This is a genomic window from Ralstonia sp. 24A2, assembly GCF_051783885.1.
Taxonomy (GTDB): Bacteria; Pseudomonadota; Gammaproteobacteria; order Burkholderiales; family Burkholderiaceae; genus Ralstonia.
In genome coordinates this window covers 755,465-772,270 of record NZ_JBPVZD010000001.1, presented here as the reverse complement: position 1 = coordinate 772,270, position 16,806 = coordinate 755,465, and the positions used below count along the sequence as shown (strand labels likewise).

Genomic DNA, 16,806 nt, shown 5'->3' with positions numbered 1-16,806 from the left:
CATCCCGATACATCATCGGGTGAGAAAAATCGACTCGACTTCGTCTGCCCTCCCATCGTGACCCCCGTCGTCATCGCCCTGGTTCTGTGCGCCGCCCTGCTCCATGCTTCATGGAATGCGTTGCTGAAAAGCGGCTCCGACCGCCTGCGCGCAATCACGCTGATGACGCTGGCTTCCGGGGTGGCCGCCATCCCGATGGCAGTCGCACTTCCGCTACCGGCCCCGGCTGCCTGGCCATACGTTGCGTTGTCTGCCGTGCTCCACGTCGGCTACAACGTGTTCCTGGCACGGGCCTATCGGTTTGGGGAGTTCGGACAGGTGTACCCAATCGCACGCGGCTCGTCGCCACTGCTGGTGACGATGGGCGCCGCACTGTTTGCGGGTGAGATGCCCGGCGCGATTGCGCTCGCCGGCGTCGTCCTGGTAAGCGCCGGCATCCTGAGCCTGGCACGTGGCCGCAAGGCAGACCTCGGCTCCACGCTCGCCGCCCTCACGACCGGCGTGTTCATTGCGTGCTACACGGTGTGCGACGGCATTGGCGCACGGTTGGCGGGTAATGCGAACGCGTATTCGGCATGGCTATTCATGCTCGACGGCCTGCCGATGGTGCTGCTGTATCGCGTGTGGAAGGGCCCGTTGAACGTCGACGTGCGCGATGCCGATACGCTCAAGGCCTTCGGCGGCGGCGTGGTCTCGCTCGTCGCCTACGGCATCGTCATCTGGGCCGTGACGCTCGCGCCAATGGGGCCGGTATCCGCCCTGCGCGAAACGTCGGTGGTGTTTGCCGCGTTGCTCGGCCGCCTCTTCCTGAAGGAATCGCTGACTGCGCGGCGCCTGTCGGCGTGCTCGGTCATTGCCTTCGGCGCCTACTGCCTCGGACACCCGGCATAAGCACGGCGCGCATGCGGCGCGTTCAAGCAGCGCGCGGCGGGTATTTGACTTCGAGGATGTCGATCTGCTCAACACCCGCAGGCGTGCGCAACGGTACCGTATCCCCCTCGCGCGCCTTGATCAGCGCACGTGCAATCGGAGAGATCCAACTCACGCAGCCCTTATCAAGATCGACCTCGTCCATACCGACGATGGTGATGGTTGTTTCGTCACCGGCCTGGTTGATGTAGGTGACCGTGGCGCCAAAGAAGATCTGATCGTTATCGCCCTGCAGACTGGCGTCGACCACTTCGGCTTTCTCAATGCGGCGTGTGAGGAAGCGGATGCGGCGATCGATCTCGCGCAGGCGCTTCTTGCCGTAGAGGTAGTCCCCGTTCTCGGAGCGATCGCCGTTCGATGCGGCCCACGATACGATGCCGACCACTTCAGGTCGCTCCGTGTCGATCAGGTGCATCAACTCCGTGCACAAGCGCTCGTAGCCGGCGGGCGTGATGTAGTTCTTGGAGCCCGGTGGCAGAGGCGCGGTGCCCTCCGGCAGATCATCTTCATCGTCGCCGGAGTCTTCCCGGACGAAAGCCTTGTTCATGGTGCGAGCAACGGTTGTTCAGGACTCCATTATAGAAAGTTGGCCCTATCGACGCCCCCGCCAAGAAAAAGTGAAGAAGGGGGTTCACAAGATCGAAAATCTCTGTATAATTTCATTTCTCGGTTGCGGCTGTAGCTCAGTTGGATAGAGTACTTGGCTACGAACCAAGGGGTCGTGGGTTCGAATCCTGCCAGCCGCGCCAACCCGATAAGAACAAAAAGGGCTTCCAGAAATGGAAGCCCTTTTTGCTTATCCGCTTGCTTGTCACCTCTTAGCAGCAAACTGCGCACGAGCCACAAGCGCGAGGCGTCGATAAGAAGAACGAGCGCAACAAGTCTCCCCTCCTCATTGCATCATGCATGTCGCAATGCATGATTCGCCACTAGACTCTCCGCGGATCACATGTATAATCGCGCCCTTCGGTTGCGGCTGTAGCTCAGTTGGATAGAGTACTTGGCTACGAACCAAGGGGTCGTGGGTTCGAATCCTGCCAGCCGCGCCACCTGATAAGAACGAGAAGGGCCTCCAGAAATGGAAGCCCTTTTTGTTTGCCTGTGCGCCACGCAACACAGAAGCGATGTGCTGCGCGCGCGGGTCACAAACAAAAAAGGCGAAGCCAGCCGGCATCGCCTTTTTTGCGTCTGCGTCCTACGCTAGCTAGTCGCCACGGTCTCGCGCAATCCGGATCACATCGGGGTTGCGCCGCAACGCCCGCATCACGTCGGCTAGATGCACACGGTCGTGCACCTGGATCAGGAAGGTCATGTACGTCGCCTCCTGATCGCCCTCCTGTTCCATCGACACGTGCGCCACGTTGGCATCAGCCGAAGTCAGGTCCGCCGCCACGCGCGCGAGAATGCCCTTCGTATTGCGCACCAACACCTTGATTGATACGTCGAACGCGCGCGTGGTGTGCTCTGCCCACATGACGTCGATCCAGTGCTCTGGATCCTTGCTGTGCAGACGCTTGGCCACGCGGCATTCCTGCGCATGGATCTGCAGCCCTTCACCCTTGCCGATATAGCCCACGATGGAATCGCCGGGGATCGGCCGGCAGCACGACGAAAACACCATGGCCATGCCTTCATCACCGCTGACGGTGACGGCGGGCGCCTCTTCATTGGCAAAGGTGTGCACGGCAGCCATCAGAGCCTCGTCACCCTCGTGCCCGCCCTCTTGCAGCACGATCTCGATGCGGCGCGCGATCACAGCCGGCACACGGCGGCCAAGCGCGAGGTCCGCAAAGACATCTTCACGCGTCTTGTTGCCGGTCCACTGCACGATGCGCTCCCACACCGGCGCAGGTACCGCCTTCATGTCGATGCCGAGCTGGCGCAGCGCCTGCTCCAGCAAGCGCTCGCCAAGCTGAATCGCTTCGTCAAGCTTGGCGGTCTTGAGGAAATGGCGGATCGCCGCGCGCGCCTTGCCGGTGCGCACGAACGTGAGCCACGCCGGGTTCGGCTTCGAGTACGGCGCCGTCACCACTTCGACGATGTCACCGTTCTTCAGCTCCGTGCGCAGCGGCAGCAGCTCATTGTTGATCTTGACCGCCACACACTGGTTGCCCAGATCGCTGTGCACCGCGTAGGCGAAGTCCAGCGCCGTAGCGCCGCGCGGCAGTGCGCGGATCTCGCCCTTGGGCGTGAACACGTAGACGGCATCCGGGAACAGGTCGATCTTGACGTGCTCCAGGAACTCCTGCGAATCCCCCGTCTGGCTCTGAATATCGAGCAGCGACTGCAGCCACTGGTGCGCCTGCTGCTGTGCGCGATCGGGCTCGTCGTGGTGTTGCTTGTACATCCAGTGCGCGGCCACGCCGGCTTCCGCAATCTGGTTCATCTCGCGCGTGCGGATCTGGAACTCGACCGGCGTGCCAAACGGCCCCACCAGCGTCGTGTGCAGCGACTGGTAACCGTTGATCTTCGGGATCGCGATGTAGTCCTTGAACTTGCCGGGCATCGGCTTGTACAGACTGTGCAGCGCACCCACGGTCATGTAGCACTGCATCTGCGTATCGACCACCACGCGGAAGCCATACACATCCAGCACCTGCGAGAACGACAATTGCTTGTCGTGCATCTTGCGGTAGATGCTGTAGAGCGTCTTCTCGCGCCCGGTGAGTTCCGCCGGGATGCCAGCATCAGCCAGTGCGCGTTGCGCCGTCTCAAGAATGCGCGTCACCACCTCACGGCGGTTGCCTCGCGCGGCCTTCACGGCTTTCTCGAGTGTCGCGTAACGGAATGGCGAACCGATACGGAAGCTCAGTTCCTGCAGCTCCCGATACGTCGTATTGAGGCCGAGTCGGTGTGCGATCGGCGCGTAAATCTCCATCGTCTCGCCCGCGATGCGGCGGCGCTTTTCGGGCGGCACGTGGTCGAGCGTACGCATGTTGTGCGTGCGGTCGGCCAGCTTGACGAGAATCACGCGCACATCGCGCGCCATCGCCAGCAGCATCTTGCGGAAGCTCTCCGCCTGCGCCTGCTCGCGACTCTGGAATTCGAGCTTGTCCAGCTTGGTCAGGCCGTCGACCAGTTCCGCGACTTTGGGGCCGAACTTCTCGGCCAGCTCGCTCTTCGTGACACCCTGATCTTCGATCACGTCGTGCAGCAGCGCTGCCATGATCGATTGCACATCCAGCTTCCAGCCCGCGCAGATCTCTGCCACGGCCACCGGGTGCGTGATGTACGGCTCGCCGCTCTGGCGATACTGGCCGAGGTGCGCCTCGTCGGAGAAATGAAACGCTTCCTTCACCAGCTTGATATCAGCCGGCTTCAGATACGACGACAGCTTCTCGGTCAGCCCTGAGATGGAGACGACCTGCTGACGCGGTGGCGTAGCCGGCTGCGAGGTTGGGCCGAACAGATGCCGATAGGTCTGCTCCAGCACCGCATCGATGAAGAGCTTGTCGCCGGTCGCGTCAGGATTGGCCTCTTGCGCGGCACCTTCAGCTGCTTGCGCCTTGGGCGTTTTGGGCGCTTTCGGCACTAGCGCAGACCGCTCGCCTACCAGGTCCGCACCACGCGGGTCAGGCAGGTTCGGCGCCCCCGTGCGAGGCGACGCGGGGCCGGAAGCGGAAGTCGGCATGGAAACGAAGGAAGCGGTGGAAGACCCAGGCAGCGGTGTGGAAGCACTCGCCGCGTCCGACGCGTTGCCGGACGACTCCACCGGCGGCACGTTGTGCTCGTGCGTGGCGGAGCGTTGATCCCTGGGCGAAGAAGAAGCGGGCGAGGTAGGCATGCCGGGGTCTTGTGCGTTCGCGGCTTTCACATCCATGAAAGATCGCAAGAACGATCAGTGACCAAGGCAGCGTACCACGCCAGGTAATGCGTCAGCTCAGGACGGAACCTTCTTGAGCATCTCGATACCGACTTGACCGGATGCGATTTCGCGCAGCGCGGTCACGGTCGGTTTGTCCTTGGCATCGACCTTGGGCGTGTGGCCCTGCACCAACTGACGCGCGCGGTACGTTGCGGCCAGCGCCAGTTCGAAGCGATTCGGAATCTGTTTCAAGCAATCTTCGACGGTAATACGCGCCATGAAAACTCCACCTGGTGGCAAATCTTGTTGATCTCGGTATTTTAGCAGCAGCGCGGCACTCGGCCCGGATTGCACCTTGGCGCGGGCGCTACCACACTTTTACAAAAGCGCCGGAAAACACCGACGCTTCAGGTCGTTCAGTGAATGCCCAGCTCGACGAAAAGCTCGCCGTGGCGCGCCTTCTGCGCACCAAAGCGCAGGCGTGTGGCCTGCACCACTGTGCGCAATTCAGTGAGCGCGATTTCGAACACTTCGTTGATGATGATGAAGTCGGCCTCGGGCGCATGTGCCATCTCGGAACCCGCAGCAAGCAGGCGGCGCACGATCACGTTCGGTTCGTCCTGACCGCGCTTCTTCAGGCGATCTTCGAGCGCCGTGAGCGACGGCGGCAGGATGAATATCTCGACTGCATTGGCAAAACGTTTGTGCACCTGCTGCGCGCCTTGCCAGTCGATCTCAAGCAGCACGTCGGTACCGGCGCGCATCTGTTCTTCGATCCACACGCGCGAGGTGGCGTAGTAGTTGCCATGCACCTCGGCCCATTCGAGAAACTCGCCGCGGTCACGGCAGGCCTTGAACTCATCGACGGTCATGAAGTTGTATTCGCGGCCGTGCTGCTCGCCGGGGCGCGGCTGGCGCGTGGTGGCCGAGACCGACAGGCGAATCGACGGGTCCTGCGCCAGCAGCGCATTCACCAGCGTCGACTTGCCGGCGCCGGACGGTGCCACGACCATGAACAGGCTGCCCGGGAAATGGTTCTCGATGGGCGTATCGACGGCAGAGTGCGCTTGAGGGGATGGCATGTTCTGGTTCTGTTGTTCTAGGGGTGTTATTCGAGGTTCTGGACTTGCTCGCGCATCTGCTCGATCAGCAGCTTGAGCTCCATCGACGCATCGGCCAGTTCCTTGGCGGCAGCCTTGGAGCCCAGCGTGTTCGCCTCGCGGTTGAGCTCCTGCATCATGAAATCCAGGCGCTTGCCGAGCTGGCCGCCCTTCTCCAGGAGATGGCGTGTTTCGCGCAGGTGCGCCTGCAGGCGCGAGAGTTCTTCAGCGATGTCGATACGGATGCCGTAGACGGTGGCTTCCTGGCGGATACGCTCGGACAGCTCGTCGCGCGTGAGGGCGGGCGTGCCTTCAGGCGCTGCCAGCCCAAAGGCCTCGCGCAGGCGCTCGGTCAGCTTGTCCTGATGTTGCTGGATCAGGTTCGGCACCATGGGCGACAGCTCTTCAACGATCTTGAGCATGGCGTCAACGCGGTCCAGCAGCATGGCCTTGAGCGCTTCGCCTTCGCGGCGACGAGATTCCAGAAGTTGCTTGAGCGCCTCTTTGGCGGCGTCGACAACGGCTTCGCGCAGCGCATCCTGGGTCAGCTCGGGTTCAGCCAGCACGCCGGGCCAGCGCAGGATTTCGCCCATGCGCAGCGAGCCCGACGCAGGCAGATAGCGCGTGACTTCCTGTTCCAGCTTGGCCAACTGTTGCAGCACGCCGACATTGAGCGCCGCGACGTCGCTGGCCGCTTCCTGGCGTTGCAGGTTGATCCGGCATTCCAGCTTGCCGCGCGACAGTGCGCTCATGAGCATCTCGCGCAGGGCCGGCTCGAAGGCGCGGCACTCTTCCGGCGCGCGGAAGAACAGGTCGAGAAAGCGCGAGTTGACGGTGCGGAACTCGACCGACACGGTGGCGACGTTTCCGCTCGGTGCACCATGGGCGTCGGTAAAGGCTGCCTGGCGTGTAGCAACGCCGTAGCCGGTCATGCTGTGGATCATGAGATCGAGGTGTCTTCCTAGGAGTGCTGGATGCCCGGCGTGCCGAAACGCATGCTGCGGCACGCTGAGAATTGGCGGGGAATCCCCCACCTTTTGTCGCTTTACAACGTGTGGACGGGTCAGGGAAAATCCGACAGCCATTTCGCCACACAAACCCATGACAGAGTCAAAAGGCTCAGGACAGCCACGCAGTGCACCGTTGCCGGTCGGCACCCTGCTGTCCAATTACCGTATTGTAAAGAAGTTGGCCAGCGGGGGGTTCAGCTTCGTCTATCTCGCCACCGACGAGCATGGGACGCCGGTGGCCGTGAAGGAATATCTGCCGTCTTCGCTGGCCCGTCGCTCGCCCGGCGAGTTGATTCCCGTCGTGCCGGAAGAAAGCGCGAGCGCGTTCCGTCTCGGGCTCAAGTACTTCTTTGAAGAAGGCCGCTCGCTCGCCCGCATTTCTCACCCCGCCATCGTGCGCGTGCTCAATTTCTTCCGGGAAAACGGCACCGTCTACATGGTGATGACGTACGAGCAGGGCAAAACGCTGCAGGAGCACATCCTCAACGCGCGCCAGCAAGGCAAGCTCAAGATGCTGCGCGAGCGCTTCATCCGTCAGGTCTTCCATGACCTGATGAGCGGCCTGCGCGAAGTCCATATCCACAAGCTGCTGCACCTCGACATCAAGCCGGGCAACATCTACCTGCGCGAAGACCATTCGCCGATCCTGCTCGACTTTGGCGCCGCGCGGCAGACGCTCACCGCAGAGGCCTCACGCTTCCAGCCGATGTACACGCCGGGTTTTGCTGCACCGGAGCTGTACCGCAAGCACAACGAGCTGGGCCCGTGGACGGACATCTACAGCATCGGCGCGACCATCTATGCCTGCATGGCCGGCACGCCGCCGCAGGAAGCCACGCAGCGCGAGAAGGACGACAAACTGGAGGAAGGCCTGGAGCGCCTGCGCAAGGTCTACACGGCCAGCCTGATCGATCTGGTTGGCTGGTGCCTGAAGATGAAGCCGGAAGAGCGCCCGCAGAGCGTGTTCCGCCTGCAGAAGGTACTGCGTGAAGAAAGCAACGCGCTGACCGAGCTGCAAGCCCTGACCGCCGTCACCCAGGGCGGCCCAGTGCCGGAAGAAAAAGAGGCGTTGACGACGCGTTTCATGAGCCGCCTGTTGCGCCGCCGGGACAGTTGAGCACGCAGTTGCCCGCTGTAGGCGGAGTATGATTCCAAAACGGTGCAGCGCTGATCGTCGGGACCAGCCGTCACACCAAATACCCTCACCGAATACTCAATAGCCGCAATGCGATTCTCGGTCTATCAAGAAAGCAAAAAAGGCGCTCGACGCGTCAACCAGGACCGCATGGGGTACTGCTTCACGCGCGATGCCATGCTGATGGTGCTGTGCGATGGCCTGGGTGGACACTCGCTGGGCGAAGTCGCAGCCCAACAGGCGCTGCAGACCATGGCACGCCAGTTCCAGCGTCACGCACGCCCGTCGATCCGCAATCCGCACGACTTCCTGCACGAGAGCATCATGCTCGCGCACCGCGACATCCACCGCTATGCCGAAACCAACGGCCTGCCGGATGCGCCGCGAACCACTATCGTCTGCGCGCTGGCGCAGCGCGGCTCGCTGCATTGGGCGCACGCGGGTGATTCGCGCATGTACCTGATGCGCAAGGGCGAACTGGTGACGCGCACACGCGATCACTCCAAGATCGAGAACCTGCTGCAGCAGGACCGCGTGCTGCCAATGCAGGTAGCCAACCACCCTGAGCGCAACAAGATCTACAACTGCCTGGGCTCGCCCAACCTGCCGCTGATCGACATTGGCGGCCCGACCAACCTGGAGCCGGGCGACGTCGCCATGCTCTGCTCCGACGGCCTGTGGGGCAGCGTGCAGGAAGACGAACTGGTCGACACCTGCACGAGCTTCTCGGTCACGCAGGCAATTCCGGAACTGATCGCCCGCGCGCTGCGCAATGCCGGCGACACCGCTGACAACACCACCGCCATCGCCATGATGTGGGAGCTGGACGCGGTGACCACCACGCAGGATTCGGTGCAGACCGACACCCTGCCGCTGAACGCCTTCACCACGTCTATCCTGGATGCACCCAGCGGTGAATCGGGCCTGATGTCGGAAGAGGAGATCGAGCGCTCCATCGCCGAGATCCGTGCCGCCATCGACAAGACCAGCAATCTGACGCGCTGAGCGTCTCCGAGCCGTCCTCAACCGGCCCGCCCTGCCGAGCGCAGCGCGGGCCGGTATCATGTCGGGCTATCCGTTTTCTCAAGCGAGACCCCCACATGCGTCCCAGCGGCCGTCAGCCCGACCAACTCCGCCCCGTCACCCTCACCCGCCACTTCACGCGCCACGCCGAAGGCTCGGTGCTGGTGTGCTTTGGCGACACCCAGGTGCTCTGCACGGCCAGCGTGCTGCCCAAGGTGCCGCCGCACAAAAAAGGCAGCGGCGAAGGCTGGGTGACCGCCGAATACGGCATGCTGCCGCGCTCGACGCACACGCGCTCCGACCGCGAAGCCGCACGCGGCAAGCAAACCGGCCGCACGCAGGAAATCCAGCGCCTGATCGGCCGCGCGATGCGCTCGGTGTTCGATCTGGCCGCGCTGGGCGAATACACGATCCACCTCGACTGCGACGTGCTGCAAGCGGACGGCGGCACGCGAACAGCCAGCATCACCGGTGCATTCGTGGCGGCGCATGACGCCATCTCTGCCATGCGCGCAAAGGGCCAGTTGCCCGAGGGCGCACAGCCGATACGCGACTTCGTCGCTGCGGTGTCGGTGGGCGTGGTCGACGGCGTGCCGGTGCTCGATCTGGACTACCCGGAAGACTCCGCCTGCGACACCGACATGAACGTCGTCATGACCGGCAGCGGCGGCTTTGTGGAAGTGCAAGGCACGGCTGAAGGCACGCCCTTCACGCGCGCCGAGATGGACGCGCTGCTGGGCCTGGCCGACCAGGGCATCCGCACGCTGATCGGCCTGCAGAAACAGGCGCTGGGCCTGTGAGCAAGGTCGCCATGCGCAAGATCGTTCTCGCTTCCAATAACGCCGGCAAGCTGACGGAGTTCAATGCACTGCTCGCGCCCCTCGGGTTCGACGTGACGCCGCAGGGCGCGCTCGGCATTCCCGAGGCGGAGGAGCCCTACGCGACCTTCGTCGAAAACGCGCTCACCAAGGCGCGCCACGCGAGCCGTGCTTCGGGCCTGCCCGCACTGGCAGACGATTCCGGCATCTGCGTGCACGCGCTGGATGGCGCGCCGGGCGTGTACTCCGCGCGCTATGCGCAACTGGCCGGCGAAGAGAAATCGGACGCCGCCAACAACGCTCGCCTCGTGCGCGAACTGGCTGGCAAGGTCAACCGCGGCGCACACTATGTTTGCGTACTGGTCTACGTCCGCCACGCCGATGATCCGCAGCCCATCATCGCCGAGGGCAACTGGTTCGGCGAGGTGATCGACGCACCGCGCGGCGACGGCGGCTTCGGCTACGACCCATATTTCCTGCTGCCCGATCTCGGCAAGACTGCCGCTGAGTTGTCCAAAGCGGAAAAGAACAGTGTGAGCCATCGCGCACAAGCGCTCGCGCAACTGGTCGAGCGGCTGCGCCTGTTTGAGAACGCCTGAGTTTCGATGATCCCGATTCACCCTGCCGGCGCAGCCAAGATGCCTTCCGCAACCGCTGCTGAGACCGGTGACAAAGTCACCTCCGTCTTCCTACAGCCGGGCAAGATCAGCTTGCCAGGCTCGCCGCCGCTGTCTCTGTACGTGCACGTGCCATGGTGCGTGCGCAAGTGCCCGTACTGCGATTTCAACTCGCATGCGGAACCCGATCAGGGCATTCCGGAAGAACGTTTTCTCGCGGCCGTGCGGCAGGACCTAGAGGCAGCCCTGCCGATGGTCTGGGGCCGTCATGTGCATACGATCTTCATCGGCGGCGGCACACCCAGTTTGTTATCGGCGCAGGGGCTAGACCGGCTGCTGTCGGACATCCGCATGCTGCTGCCCGTCGATGCCGACGCCGAGATCACGATGGAAGCGAACCCTGGCACGTTCGAAGCCGAGCGCTTCCGCAGCTACCGCGCCAGCGGCGTGAACCGCCTGTCGATTGGCATCCAGAGCTTCAACGACGCGCACTTGCAGGCGCTCGGCCGTATCCACAGCGCCGCCGAAGCGCGTGCGGCCATCGACATCGCCCGCGCGCACTTCGACAACATCAACCTCGATCTGATGTTTGCCCTGCCCGGCCAGACACTCGCCGAGTGCGAGGCCGATGTGGAAGCCGCGCTGTCGTTCGATACCAACCACGTGTCGCTGTACCACCTGACGCTGGAGCCGAACACGTACTTCGCCAAGTACCCGCCCGCGCTGCCGGATGACGACACGGCGTTTGCGATGCAGGACTGGATTCACGCACGCCTCGCAGCAGCGGGATACGAGCACTACGAGGTGTCTGCGTACGCCAAGGCGGGCAAGCGCTGCAAGCACAACCTGAACTACTGGCAGTTCGGCGACTACCTCGGCATCGGGCCGGGCGCGCACGGCAAGCTGAGCTTTCCGCACCGGGTCATCCGCGAGATGCGGCACAAGCATCCGGACACGTATCTGCGCCAGGCCGAAAGCGCAGGTGGCGCAGCGGTCGTCCAGGAGCAGCGCGAAGTCGACGCGGCTGATCTGCCGTTCGAGTTCATGCTCAACGCGCTGCGGCTGACGGAAGGTTTCCCGGTCACGCTGTTCCAGGAACGCACCGGCCTGCCGCTTCGCACGATCGAGCGCGAACTCGATGCCGCTGAACAACGCGGCCTGCTCTCGCGCGACCATGTGGCGATCCGCCCAACCGAGTTGGGACAGCGATTCCTGAACGATCTGCAGGAATTGTTCTTGGCCGACGACGAAAACTAACGGTTACCCGGTGCCAAGTTGCGCCGGGTACCGTTACAATGGCGGCCTTGCGCGCAACGTGCATGGAAGTCCCAAGGAAGCGTGGCCGAGTGGTTTAAGGCAGCAGTCTTGAAAACTGCCGATGGGGTGACCCATCCGTGAGTTCGAATCTCACCGCTTCCGCCAGTCTCTTTTCCACCTCCCTTTCAAGCCACCGCCCCGAGCAGCACATCTGTGCCTTTTCGCGATGCCTCAATCGCGCGGGCAGTCGTCTCTCGCAGCACGGCCTCGTAACCGGCGATTGCCGCATCGAGCCCCACGCGTCTCTGCCGCACCTCACCCAGCCACGCCGCCAGATTGGCCGCGTCCGCCAGGGCCGTGTTGGCGCCCAGGCCCCCTGCAGGGCTCATCGCGTGAATTGCATCGCCAAGCAGGGTGACGCGGCTGCTGGCCCATGGTGCCAAAGGCTGCGTGGCGCGCACCGGCAGCATGACGGTCGCAGTCGCATCCCCGTAGGCAAACAGCGCACGCAGCCCCCGCGCCCAGCCTAGGGAGAGCGCGGCGATGCACGCATCGGCACTGCCCCCCACACCCAGCCGATGGTTCTGTGCAATTACCGCCCAGTACAAATACGGCTCCACGTCGCTCAGCCCGGCCTGGAGCTGCGCAGGCGACACGGCAAAACGCATGGCATCGATGATCACCGCCTGCGCATCGCCAAAGACGATCGTCGTATTTCCCAGCAACTGATCGTCGATGCGCGCCAGCGCGGCGGGCGTCAGATACGTCTTGCCGTAAATGACGGAGGCGTCGGTCAATACGGGTTCAGCCTCCGGCAGCCGCTGCGCACGCACGCCTGAGTGCACGCCATCGGCGCCGACCAGCACGTCGGTGACAAGCATAGAACCGTCGCCGAACGTCACCTCGATGCGCCCGTCTTCGCGCAGCCGGTGGCGAACATGCCCGTGCCCGAAGTGCACCCACTTGCCGATGCCGTCGAACAGCACCTCGCGCAAGGTCTGGCGATGGGCATTCAGGTCTGCTGGCTCGTCAGCATCGTCATCACGCCACGACTCGACCCAGCGGCCGCCAACAGGGCGCAGATGCGGATCAAGCAGATTCACGCAGCGCGCCGGCACGGCGCACGTCTTGCGGAACAACGTGTAGCGCGCCGGCGGCAGGCAGGCCTCCAGCGCCCGCTGCCCAGCGGCATCGATGCGGATGCGATAACCCTGCGGACGGCTGCCCATGGCGGCATCGCGCTCGAACACGTCGAAAGCGATGCCGCGGCGGCGCAGCCCCTGTGCGAGACACAGTCCCCCCAGTCCCGCACCAATGATGGTCACATGCAATGGTTCAGACATCGGCCCACTCCGCAAACGGCATCGATTGATCGGAACCCTCACCCAGCGCGCGTCGGGCGACATCCAGGGCCACGTCAAAACTGGCGACGACCACCATCGGCACCTTGAACGCCTGCACAGCGATCACCGCCTGCGCACGCACGGCCAGCCGCTGCACAGGATCGGGCTCGACGTGCACCAGCGCACGGCACTGTGCGGCCAGCGGTGCCTTGTTCTCCTTCAGCCAGATGGCGCGCAACCGGCGATCTTCGTGCGCCTCGTCTGCCTGCTGAACGCCGTGGATCACCACAAACGGCTGGCTGCGCGCCAGCAATGCGTCCATCTCACGCGCCCACTGCGGCGCATACCCGGGCGCCTGGGCGCCACTGCGCAGCATCACGATCGGCCATGCCGAGATGTCGTAGATGCGGAATGTGTCCAATGTTTCTGCCATGTTTCCCCCTGCTGGGATTGCGGTACATGAGTGGCCCCTGTGGGCCGTGGGGTCACTATCGCGCAGCGCAGCAAAGACGTGATAACGTGGTTTGGACAGAAACTATTGAAAACTCGCCAACCGAACATGCGTGCCCAGCCCCGCTCCAGCGACGCCATGCCAGCCCGCCCCATGGCCGAGCTGATCACCCTCAAGGCCTTCAGCGAACGCACCGACGGCCCGGAGATCGTCGCCGTGGTGGGTACCGCCGAGAGCAACGACCGGCTCCAGTTCGGCACGCGTGAAGTCGACTGGCATAGCCATCTGCGCGGCCAGATCTTCTGTGTGGACAGCGGCCTGATGCACGTGCGTACACGCCATGGCTCGTGGATCCTGCCACCGCATCGCGCCGGCTGGATTCCACCCGGGGAGATGCACAGCGCCACCATCAGCGGTGTGATGAGCGGCTGGTTCGTGCTGGTCGCGCCCGCGTGCTGCGCCGATCTGCCCGACCGGCCGTGCGTCGTGGGCATCAGCGACGTCATGCGCGCGCTTGTGCGCCGCGCCGTCACCTGGCCGGTGGACGACCTCCTGACACCGGAATGCCAGCGTATCGCCGCGGTGCTGCTCGACGAGCTGCGCCACGCCCCGCGTGAGCCGCTGCACCTACCGCTGCCCACCGATCGGCGCCTGGCACGCATCGCGCAAAGTCTTGTCGACGCCCCAGGTGACACGCGCACGCTGGAAGCCTGGGCAGAATGGGCCGGCGTGTCGCCACGCACGGTCAACCGGCTGTTCCTGGCGGAAACCGGTATCGGCTTCGCACAATGGCGCCGCCAGGCTAGGCTGGTACATGCGCTCGAACGTCTGGCCGCCGGTGAACCGGTTGCCAACGTAGCTGACGCACTGGGTTACGCCACGCCCAGCAACTTCATCGCCATGTTCCGGCAGTACTTTGGGCAATCCCCCGCGCGCTACTTCGGACGACGCGAATTGTCTGCTGCCGCATCCGCTGACGATGCGTAACTGATCCCACCGGAATCCGCAGGCAAAGCTGATATAGTCGCACCGGCTCCGATTTCTGATTCTTGCGATGTCTCTCGTCTTCCGCCGAACCGTTCTCATGTTTGCTGCCGCAACTGCAGTTGCAGGCACCGGATTGGCCCATGCCCAAACTGCGGCACCGCAAGCGCCGGCCGCCGTCACGGCTGCCTCTGCCGGCACCGTGGCCGAGCTGCAGCAGCTCCTGGCGCAGAAGCGCCTGACCGAACTGCGCACCACCTATAACGGCGACTACGGCACGAGCCTGCTGCTGGTCAACGAAGACACCACCGCCTACGTCGCGCTGTCGTATCGCAAAGAATTGTGGCGCGTGTACAAGTTCGCGTCGGTAGCACCGGCCGAAGGCGCATACGACACCCTGGCGCGCCAGACTCGTGTCTGGGCCGAAGATGACCTGCGCCGCGCCGTCACCGCCGGCCAGAAGGCCCAGCTCGAACGCGAAGCTCAGGCCGCAGAGCAACGTGCCGCCTCGCTCGGCCAGGAAGTCCGCATCATGCAAGCGCAGCGCCAGAAGATGCTGGAAGAACAGCAGACGGTGCGCCAGCAAACCCAGGCGCTGGACGTCGAGCGCCGTGCCTACAAGGCACAGGTTGACTCGCTGCAACGGCAGATTCGTCTGCTGGAAAAACAGCTCAACGATCCTGGCTGGACGCCCGCTCAGTAAGACCCCCGACTCCGTTTTCCCTAGCCTGCGGTACACATGCCGCGGGCTGGCGGCCGCCCTGTCGCCGACACAGTACGCAACAGATTTAGGATAAGTCTGATCGACCGCCTCCCGACAGGCTCTTAGCATGTCGACTGTTCCCGCAAGCGGCCAGTGCGCCCTCTGCGGCTATCAGCGGAGGCGGGCGTGGATTCTCTCAACTTCACCATCGACGGCGACCTGGGCCTGCCGGGCTTCGTGCGCGTGCCACCGCCGTTTGGCACGCGGCGTGACGCGGTGCGGGCGATCCACGCCACGCTGGCTCGCGTAGAAGACGAGGCTCGGTTAGCCACAGCTGCAGTCGAGCGCCATGCGCTACGTGCCCGATGGCGCCAGCGTTTGACGGTGGTCGCTATCGGGGTGGCGTGCACAGCGGTCGCGGCGCTGATCGGCTTGCATACAGGCAAGCGTCAGCACCCCCTACCTCACGTCGACCAGGTGCAGCACGCTGCCATCGCGCAGGTGCCCACGCCAAGCGCATCACCGGAAGTGTTTGCAACGGACACCGCACCGGCCGTCGCTGCCGGCGCAACAGCGGACAGGCTTGAAGCCGCAGCGGGTAAGACCGAGGCCGTACCTGCTGTCACCGCGGCGGCTACACCGCAGACGCAAGCGGCGCCCGCACCCGCCCTCTCCAAGCCACTGGCGACGGCCACCAAGCCGCGTACGCTTGCGCGTGGTGCCGGCCGTACGGCAGCACCGGTGACCCCGGCGCGACCGGCCGCCAGGACCTACGATGCGCCGGTGGCGATCGAAAGCTACGGTGCACTGGACGATGCGACGCCGGCCACCTCCGGCTTTGTCACACCGGGGACTTCGGCGCATATCGAACTGCAACGCCACACGCGCCTGACCGACTGATCCGGCATGCTCCACCACCCCAAACGGGCGGCGGCTGCCTAGTGCAGTTGGCCGCCCGTTTCGCGTACGTCGTGCAGCGTGCGCAGCGTCGTCTCGATGGCGATGCGCAGCCCGGCGACAATCGTGTCATGCGCCATGCTCGGCTGCCCCGGATGCTTGGCCGCCTGCGACGGCAGATACGGGATGTGGATGAAGCCGCCACGCGTGGGCAGCTTGTGACGGGCGATGACATGCATCAGCCCATAGAAGACGTGGTTGCAGACGAAGGTTCCCGCCGTCTGTGAGACCGACGCGGGAACACCGCCCGCGCGCAGTTCGCGCACGATGGTCTTGATCGGCAGGGTCGAAAAATACGCCGCCGGCCCATCACTTGCGATGGCGATGTCGATGGGCTGCTTGCCAGCGTTGTCGGCAATGCGCGCATCGTCCACGTTGATGGCGATGCGCTCGATGGCCATCTCGGACCGGCCGCCGGCCTGGCCCACGGCGATCACCACATCCGGCTGCAGCGTCTGCAGCAGCTTGCCGAGCACCTTGTTGGATTCGCCAAAGATGGTCGGCAACTGGCGCGCGATGATCTCGGCGCCAGCGATCCCCTGACCGTCGAGCGTGCGCACGGCTTCCCACGACGGGTTGAGGGGCTCGTTCTCGAACGGATCAAAACCGGTGACGAGGACGGTAGGCATGACGTTCTCCTGCAACTACGTAAGACAAAAACGATGATAAACGT

17 protein-coding genes and 3 tRNA genes are annotated in these 16,806 nt (G+C 64.0%); 12 read left to right on the top strand and 8 right to left on the bottom strand.

The window, feature by feature from the left end:
- Window positions 1-57: 57 nt before the first annotated feature.
- Window positions 58-891 (top strand): EamA family transporter, encoded by an 834-nt coding sequence (locus tag ACS13N_RS03575; protein WP_438930386.1) that lies wholly within the window; start codon window positions 58-60, stop codon window positions 889-891.
- Window positions 892-913: 22 nt separating this feature from the next.
- Here the strand turns inward: ACS13N_RS03575 and greB are convergent, their stop codons facing one another.
- A complete protein-coding gene (gene greB / locus ACS13N_RS03570) occupies window positions 914-1,477 on the bottom strand; it encodes a transcription elongation factor GreB (protein ID WP_438930385.1) in 564 nt (187 codons plus the stop codon).
- Window positions 1,478-1,602: 125 nt separating this feature from the next.
- Between greB and ACS13N_RS03565 the strand changes: the two genes are divergently transcribed.
- Together ACS13N_RS03565 and ACS13N_RS03560 are read left to right on the top strand one after the other, a co-directional pair.
- Window positions 1,603-1,679: transfer RNA gene (locus ACS13N_RS03565), tRNA-Arg, on the top strand.
- Window positions 1,680-1,902: 223 nt separating this feature from the next.
- Window positions 1,903-1,979, top strand: a tRNA-Arg gene (locus ACS13N_RS03560).
- A 155-nt stretch (window positions 1,980-2,134) separates the two neighbouring features.
- Here ACS13N_RS03560 and ACS13N_RS03555 read toward each other — a convergent pair.
- The 4 genes from ACS13N_RS03555 to ACS13N_RS03540 all read right to left on the bottom strand — a co-directional run bounded on the left by ACS13N_RS03555 (window position 2,135) and on the right by ACS13N_RS03540 (window position 6,779).
- Window positions 2,135-4,561 carry a RelA/SpoT family protein gene (locus tag ACS13N_RS03555; protein WP_438930384.1) on the bottom strand — a complete coding sequence of 809 codons (2,427 nt, stop codon included), beginning with the start codon at window positions 4,559-4,561 and terminating at the stop codon, window positions 2,135-2,137.
- Window positions 4,562-4,810: 249 nt separating this feature from the next.
- A complete protein-coding gene (gene rpoZ / locus ACS13N_RS03550) occupies window positions 4,811-5,014 on the bottom strand; it encodes a DNA-directed RNA polymerase subunit omega (protein WP_004630929.1) in 204 nt (67 codons plus the stop codon).
- Between the two features lie 137 nt (window positions 5,015-5,151).
- Window positions 5,152-5,817, bottom strand: coding sequence for a guanylate kinase (gene gmk / locus ACS13N_RS03545; protein WP_438930383.1), 666 nt, complete (start codon window positions 5,815-5,817; stop codon window positions 5,152-5,154).
- A 26-nt stretch (window positions 5,818-5,843) separates the two neighbouring features.
- Window positions 5,844-6,779, bottom strand: a complete 936-nt coding sequence (locus ACS13N_RS03540; protein WP_438930382.1) for a YicC/YloC family endoribonuclease — start codon at window positions 6,777-6,779, stop codon at window positions 5,844-5,846.
- A gap of 157 nt (window positions 6,780-6,936) precedes the next feature.
- Here ACS13N_RS03540 and ACS13N_RS03535 point away from each other — a divergent pair, with 157 nt between their 5' ends.
- The 6 genes from ACS13N_RS03535 to ACS13N_RS03510 all read left to right on the top strand — a co-directional run bounded on the left by ACS13N_RS03535 (window position 6,937) and on the right by ACS13N_RS03510 (window position 11,860).
- The gene (locus ACS13N_RS03535; RefSeq protein ID WP_438930381.1) at window positions 6,937-7,962 is read left to right on the top strand and encodes a serine/threonine protein kinase; all 1,026 of its coding nucleotides are present in this window, start codon (window positions 6,937-6,939) and stop codon (window positions 7,960-7,962) included.
- A 108-nt stretch (window positions 7,963-8,070) separates the two neighbouring features.
- A complete protein-coding gene (locus ACS13N_RS03530) occupies window positions 8,071-8,985 on the top strand; it encodes a PP2C family protein-serine/threonine phosphatase (protein ID WP_039597809.1) in 915 nt (304 codons plus the stop codon).
- A gap of 95 nt (window positions 8,986-9,080) precedes the next feature.
- Window positions 9,081-9,803 (top strand): ribonuclease PH, encoded by a 723-nt coding sequence (gene rph, locus ACS13N_RS03525; RefSeq protein ID WP_438930380.1) that lies wholly within the window; start codon window positions 9,081-9,083, stop codon window positions 9,801-9,803.
- 11 nt (window positions 9,804-9,814) lie between these two features.
- On the top strand, window positions 9,815-10,420 hold the full coding sequence (gene rdgB, locus ACS13N_RS03520) for an RdgB/HAM1 family non-canonical purine NTP pyrophosphatase (RefSeq protein ID WP_438930379.1): 606 nt from the start codon (window positions 9,815-9,817) through the stop codon (window positions 10,418-10,420).
- Window positions 10,421-10,426: 6 nt separating this feature from the next.
- Window positions 10,427-11,695 carry a radical SAM family heme chaperone HemW gene (gene hemW, locus ACS13N_RS03515; protein WP_438930378.1) on the top strand — a complete coding sequence of 423 codons (1,269 nt, stop codon included), beginning with the start codon at window positions 10,427-10,429 and terminating at the stop codon, window positions 11,693-11,695.
- Between the two features lie 75 nt (window positions 11,696-11,770).
- Window positions 11,771-11,860, top strand: a tRNA-Ser gene (locus ACS13N_RS03510).
- A gap of 20 nt (window positions 11,861-11,880) precedes the next feature.
- Here the strand turns inward: ACS13N_RS03510 and ACS13N_RS03505 are convergent.
- Together ACS13N_RS03505 and ACS13N_RS03500 are read right to left on the bottom strand one after the other, a co-directional pair.
- Window positions 11,881-13,038: an FAD-dependent oxidoreductase gene (locus ACS13N_RS03505; RefSeq protein ID WP_438930377.1), complete on the bottom strand. Its 1,158-nt coding sequence runs from the start codon at window positions 13,036-13,038 to the stop codon at window positions 11,881-11,883.
- Entirely contained in the window at window positions 13,031-13,471 is a 441-nt protein-coding gene (locus tag ACS13N_RS03500; protein ID WP_438930376.1) for a hypothetical protein, read from the bottom strand. The genes ACS13N_RS03505 and ACS13N_RS03500 overlap by 8 nt, the downstream gene beginning before the upstream one ends.
- 156 nt (window positions 13,472-13,627) lie before the next feature.
- Between ACS13N_RS03500 and ACS13N_RS03495 the strand changes: the two genes are divergently transcribed.
- The 3 genes from ACS13N_RS03495 to ACS13N_RS03485 all read left to right on the top strand — a co-directional run bounded on the left by ACS13N_RS03495 (window position 13,628) and on the right by ACS13N_RS03485 (window position 16,076).
- Window positions 13,628-14,476 (top strand): AraC family transcriptional regulator, encoded by an 849-nt coding sequence (locus tag ACS13N_RS03495; RefSeq protein ID WP_438930375.1) that lies wholly within the window; start codon window positions 13,628-13,630, stop codon window positions 14,474-14,476.
- 67 nt (window positions 14,477-14,543) lie between these two features.
- Window positions 14,544-15,176, top strand: coding sequence for a DUF2968 domain-containing protein (locus tag ACS13N_RS03490; RefSeq protein WP_438930374.1), 633 nt, complete (start codon window positions 14,544-14,546; stop codon window positions 15,174-15,176).
- Window positions 15,177-15,362: 186 nt separating this feature from the next.
- Window positions 15,363-16,076, top strand: a complete 714-nt coding sequence (locus ACS13N_RS03485) for a hypothetical protein (RefSeq protein WP_438930373.1) — start codon at window positions 15,363-15,365, stop codon at window positions 16,074-16,076.
- 38 nt (window positions 16,077-16,114) lie between these two features.
- Here ACS13N_RS03485 and pcp read toward each other — a convergent pair whose 3' ends face one another.
- The gene (gene pcp, locus ACS13N_RS03480) at window positions 16,115-16,762 is read right to left on the bottom strand and encodes a pyroglutamyl-peptidase I (protein WP_438930372.1); all 648 of its coding nucleotides are present in this window, start codon (window positions 16,760-16,762) and stop codon (window positions 16,115-16,117) included.
- Between the last annotated feature and the right edge of the window lie 44 nt (window positions 16,763-16,806).